The organism is Gemmatimonas sp. (assembly GCF_044345575.1).
Taxonomy (GTDB): Bacteria; Gemmatimonadota; Gemmatimonadetes; order Gemmatimonadales; family Gemmatimonadaceae; genus Gemmatimonas.
Genome location: NZ_JBIJAW010000242.1, coordinates 1 through 5,149, shown reverse-complemented (window position 1 = coordinate 5,149; position 5,149 = coordinate 1). Strand labels below are relative to the sequence as shown.

The following is a 5,149-nucleotide window of genomic DNA, read 5'->3' as shown; positions in this document are numbered from 1 at the left end:
ACCATCGTGGCGAACGGCTGCACGATGCCCTGAATCCAGCCGCCGTACGGATTCGACGTTTCGAATTGACGGCCGAGCGCGAGCAGCCGCTTGAACTCCTGCGGGCCCACGTACACTTCGAAGGCCGCGTTGCCGGCCTTGAGCGGCGTGACGAGTGTGGCTTGGCCGCGCGTCGCCTCATCGTTCATGCGCGGCCCGCCGGTCACGTTGATCTCGGCGAACGGCGTGCCGCCCTTCGGCGTGAGCACGCCGAGGATGAAATACTTGCTCTTCGCCACGCCCCAGGTGATGGGCCCCGCGTCGATTTCACGCTCACCCGGATCGAGCGAGCTGAAGGCAATGCCCTCGGCGCCATCGAGCTCCGGCTTGTAGGCGTACGCGAGGTGCCGGTGGTCTTCGGTCGGGTCCGACTCGTTGCTGCGGAACCCCGTGGGCAGATCCACCAGCAGATAGCTGTTCTCCGGCACGCCTGCCACCGTCGCAGACACGTTCACCCGGAAGCTGTCGGGGAGGAATGAGTACGTGATGGAGACCGTCTTGCCCGGCAGGTCGGCGTCATACCGCACCACGGTGTTGGCGCCATCCTGGGTTTGCTGCGAGCGGAAGACCTGCTTGCCGAGGTCGACCGTATCGCCGGGGACGACGAGACGGAAGGCGAGCATGCGTTCGTTGGGGAGCGCGAGCTCCACCGTGCCGCTGCGCGTGCGGCCACCGTTCGACAACGCCTGGTAGTTCGTGAGCGAGGCGCCGATGAGCGCCGCCCCCTTGTTGGTCGTGCGATAGTCGGCGACCGCCGTCTTCACCGTCGCGGTATCCACCGGCATCACGACGGGGGCCACCTGGGCGCCGGTGCTGTCGGTGGTTGCTGCTGCCCCCATGGCGGAAGCCGTCGCCGTGGCGCCGGTTGCAGCGGCACCGCTGGCCGTGGCGCCACTCGCGCCCGTCGTCAGCGAATCCGCCGTGGGCTTCTTGGCCACGGGCGCCTGCGGCGGCGTGGGGAAGAGATACGGAGTGACGAGCAGCACGGCCGCCATCAGTACGACAGCCAGAACGATACGACGTGGTTCCATGAGAGTATGAAAGTGTCGCTGGGCGAATCCGATTGGAGAAAACCGCGCGGAGTCGCGTCAGGGTACCGGGTCGAACCCGCCCGGCCGGAACGGATGGCAGCGGCCGATGCGGCGCAACGCCATCCACCCGCCACGCCAGGCCCCGTGCTTTTCGAGCGCTTCGATGGCGTACGCGGAACAGGAAGGATAATACCGGCACGCGCCGCCAAAGATGGGCGAGAGCACGATCTGATACGCGCGGACCCCCATGATGAGGACGAGCCGTGGAAACCGCGTCCACCGCGTGGCCGCTTCGGCGCGATCAGCGGACATGCTCAGGCCAGACGGCGCAGCAGTTGCTGCACCGCCTGCTCCAGTTCGCTGTGGAGCGCCGCAACGTCGCGGCCGTACGCCGACGGGAAGATGCGCACCACGAGATCGACCGGGGGGTGGGCCGTTGCACGCGCTTCCAGCTGGGCAAGGAGGTGCACCCGTACGAGCTCCCGGAGACGGCGCTTCACGCGATTACGCTCGACGCCGGAGTGCTTGTACTTGGGCACGACGAAGCCCACACGGGGAAACGCATGAAGGGAAGCGGTCGCGCGCACGTCGAACGACGCGGTGCGTACTCGCTTCCCTTCGTGACGGACTCGTTCGAGTTCGGTCCCGCGCGTCAGCCGTTGCTGGCGCGGGAAGGCTCGAGAATCAGGCGCCCGCGTACTTCGACGGGAGCTGAACGGTCAACTGCTTGCGCCCCTTCTTGCGGCGACGAGCGAGGACAGCGCGCCCCCACTTCGTCTCCATGCGCGCACGGAAGCCGTGCTTGCGGATGCGACGCGTGTTGCGCGGACGATAGGTGGGCTTGCCCATGGCGAACTCTAGGAGAAACGGGTACGGAAAAATTCAGACGGTACTGAATCGCGAACCAAGCCTCGGAATGTACCCGGCACGGGACGCGAGGTCAAGGGCGGGAGTCTGCCCAAATTGGCCTCCGACAACGAGTTGCCTCGCAACATTTCCACTTGCTTGCCAACACGTATCCACCCACCGCGACCCCGGGGGCACATGGCGGAACTCACGCGCATTTGCCCAATTGACTTATCCACAATCGTCGGGGTACCTTCGCCGCCCCCCCGCTTCCGTTCGCCTCCGTTCGAGCCCGCCCATGTCGCTATCACCTGCCGAAACCTGGGATCGCCTGCGCCAACGCGCCCGCCAGGTACTGCCGGAGCAGACGTATCGGACCTGGCTCGAACCCACCGACGCCATCGCCCTCGATGGCGATACGCTCGTGATCGGCGCCCCCGACCAGTTCTCCGCCGACTGGAACGACTCCAAGCACGCCGACCTGCTGGCCACGTTCGCTCCGGTCGCCCTCGGCCACCCCATGAAGGTCCGCTTCAAAGTGCACGAGGAGCGGGTGGGGCGGGTGCAGATGGACATGTTCGTGGCCCCGCCGCCTGCGCCAATTGTTGCGCCACCAACGGTGCAGCAAACGCGCATGTCAACGCCACTCAACCCTCGGTACACCTTCGACCAGTTCGTCATCGGTAAGTCGAACGATGTCGCCGCGGCGGCCGCGCAAGCCGCCGCCCAGGCGCCGGGCAAGGTATACAACCCGCTCTTCATCTACGGGGAAACGGGGCTTGGCAAGACGCACCTCATGCAGGGCATCGCCCACGAACTGCTCCGCCGCACGCCCACGCTGCGCATCGCCTACGTGGGGACCGAACAGTTCACCAACGAGTTCATCAGCGCGATCCAGACCGGACAGATGGGCGATTTCCGGCGCCGCTTCCGCGAGATCGATCTGCTCCTCGTGGACGACGTTCAATTCCTGAAGGGAAAAGAGAGCACGCAGGAAGAGTTCTTCCACACCTTCAACGCCATCTACGAAGCGGGCCGACAGATCGTGCTCAACTCCGATCGCCCGCCCCGCGAGATCCCCGGGCTCGAATCACGTCTCGTGTCCCGCTTCGAGTGGGGCATGGTGGCCAATGTCGATTCGCCCGATCTCGAGCACCGCATCGCCATTCTCAAGAAGAAGGCCAGCCTCGATCACCTCGAGCTCACGATCCCCGACGAAGTCATCGAATTCATCGCGCAGCACGTGAAGTCGTCGGTGCGCGAGCTCGAGGGGTCCATCATCAAGCTGCTTGCCTACGCATCACTCAAGCATCGCGATATCTCGGTCGACCTCGCCCGTGAGGCCCTGCGCGACAAGTTGCGTGGTGCCAGCACCGCCGATTTCCCCGATGTGCCCCCCACCACCATCACCGTCGCCACCATCCAGCAGGTCGTGGCCAGGGAATGGGGGGTCACGCCGGACGGTCTTCGCTCCAAGACGCGCACCAAGCAGCTCACCGTACCGCGCCAGGTGGCGATGTACCTCTGTCGAGAGCTGCTGGCGCTCCAACTCGTCGAAATCGGCAACGCGTTCGGCGGCCGCGACCACTCCACGGTCATTCATTCGCTTGAACGCGTGGCCGAAGATCAGGCAGCAGACCCCTCGTTCACCGAGCGTGTGCTCAAGGTCCGCGGCATGTTGGAAACTCTGCGGACAACCGGGCAACTCGGCACCTGAATCCCCGCGGCTCCACATTTCCCAACATTTTCACCACCCCCTCCTGTGCATCACCGGGGAGTCTCCGCACTCCCCCACAGGCAGTCCACATGAGGTGGTATGGCGGAAGTGCTTTCAAACGCATAGCTTGCAGCGTTTGTAGACAAGCCCACACGCCCTGCTGCTACTACTGTTTTTATATCTAAGTCTGTTTTTAAACAGCAGGCTTCAGCAGTCCTTCCACAAATTCGGGCATGAAGTTCACGATCTCGCGTGAAAAGCTGCAGGAAGGCCTTCAGGCCGTAACGGCAGCCGTACCGGCCAAGACCACCTTGCCGGTACTGGCAAACCTGCTCGTCGAAACCACCGATCGCGGTATCCGGTTTTCGGCGACCGACCTCGACATCGCCGTCAGCACCGAAGTCAGTGCCGACGTCGAGACGCCTGGCGCGATCACCATTCCCGCCAAGAAGCTCAGCGAGATCGCGCGCGAATTGCCGCCCTCGCCGGTGAAGATCGCGGCTAGTGGCGAACAGCGCGTCACGCTTGAGTGTGGCCGCTCCAAGTTCAAGCTTCTCGGCTTGCCGCGCGACGAATTCCCAACCTTCCCGCAAGTCCGCTTCAACGATTCGTGGCGGGTCAAGTCGGGCGAGCTGCAGAAGCTGATCTCGCACACGGCCTTCGCCGTGAGCACCGAGGAGTCGCGCCCGATTCTCAACGGCGTGCTCTGGGAGCTGCGCGAAGAGCGCATGCGCATGGTGGCCACCAACGGCCATCGTCTGGCGAAGATGGAACTGCCGGTCGAAGCCAGCAGCGCGCCGCCGGGCGATCTCATCGTGCCCCCGAAGGCGCTCGAGCAGATTCGCCGGCTGTTCCCGGCCGAAGAAGAGCTCGAAATCGCGCGCGGGGAAAACCACCTCGGCTTCCGCTCGCCGTTCACGTCGGTGTACACGCGCCTCGTCGAAGGCCCGTACCCCAACTACGAACAGGTCATCCCGAAGGACAACGATCGCTACGCCATCGCCGACAAGGCGTCGCTCACGCAGGCGCTCAAGCGCATGAGCGTCATCGCCAGCGATCAGACACACCGCATCAAGATGTCCTTCAACACGGGCATGCTGAAGTTCAGCGTGACCACGCCGGATCTGGGCGAAGCAAGCGATGAACTCCCGGTGAACTACACGGGTGACCAGCTCGACATCGGCTTCAACGCGACCTACCTGCTCGAAATCCTGCGCTTCATGCCCACTGAACAAGTGCGCCTGACGTTCAAGGCCCCCGAGCGCGCCGCGACCATCGAGCCCGAAGGCTGGGACGATGCGGCCAAGTATCTCTGCCTGGTGATGCCGCTGCGCCTGATGGACTGATCGTCCGGCAACCCACAACGCGAAACCCGAACTCACGACCCGCAACTGATCAGTTTCGGGTTACGGGTTCGGGTTTTGCGTTTCGGGTCGGCGCTGTTTCGGTGCGCGGTTTTTTGCGGTGTGGGCGTCCGCCCGGGTCGATCCGTACCACCCCTTCGCGCGTTGCTTCG

5 protein-coding genes and 1 pseudogene are annotated in these 5,149 nt (G+C 64.4%); 2 read left to right on the top strand and 4 right to left on the bottom strand.

From position 1 onward, the window contains the following. The 4 genes and pseudogenes from yidC to rpmH all read right to left on the bottom strand — a co-directional run. A partial coding sequence (yidC, locus tag ACIQ6O_RS12625) for a membrane protein insertase YidC (protein WP_396208145.1) occupies nt 1-1,070 on the bottom strand: 1,070 nt, incomplete at its 3' end. Between the two features lie 57 nt (nt 1,071-1,127). Beyond that, the gene (gene yidD / locus ACIQ6O_RS12620; RefSeq protein WP_396208146.1) at nt 1,128-1,319 is read right to left on the bottom strand and encodes a membrane protein insertion efficiency factor YidD; all 192 of its coding nucleotides are present in this window, start codon (nt 1,317-1,319) and stop codon (nt 1,128-1,130) included. Nucleotides 1,320-1,384: 65 nt separating this feature from the next. After that, nucleotides 1,385-1,732, bottom strand: a pseudogene (gene rnpA, locus ACIQ6O_RS12615) (ribonuclease P protein component); the annotation flags it as partial. A 22-nt stretch (nt 1,733-1,754) separates the two neighbouring features. Then, nucleotides 1,755-1,919, bottom strand: a complete 165-nt coding sequence (rpmH, locus tag ACIQ6O_RS12610) for a 50S ribosomal protein L34 (RefSeq protein WP_291260890.1) — start codon at nt 1,917-1,919, stop codon at nt 1,755-1,757. Between the two features lie 295 nt (nt 1,920-2,214). Between rpmH and dnaA the strand changes: the two genes are divergently transcribed. Both dnaA and dnaN read left to right on the top strand, forming a co-directional pair. Then, the gene (dnaA, locus tag ACIQ6O_RS12605) at nt 2,215-3,633 is read left to right on the top strand and encodes a chromosomal replication initiator protein DnaA (RefSeq protein WP_396208144.1); all 1,419 of its coding nucleotides are present in this window, start codon (nt 2,215-2,217) and stop codon (nt 3,631-3,633) included. Between the two features lie 233 nt (nt 3,634-3,866). Further along, nucleotides 3,867-4,979 carry a DNA polymerase III subunit beta gene (gene dnaN / locus ACIQ6O_RS12600; RefSeq protein WP_396208143.1) on the top strand — a complete coding sequence of 371 codons (1,113 nt, stop codon included), beginning with the start codon at nt 3,867-3,869 and terminating at the stop codon, nt 4,977-4,979. The last annotated feature ends 170 nt before the right edge of the window (nt 4,980-5,149 follow it).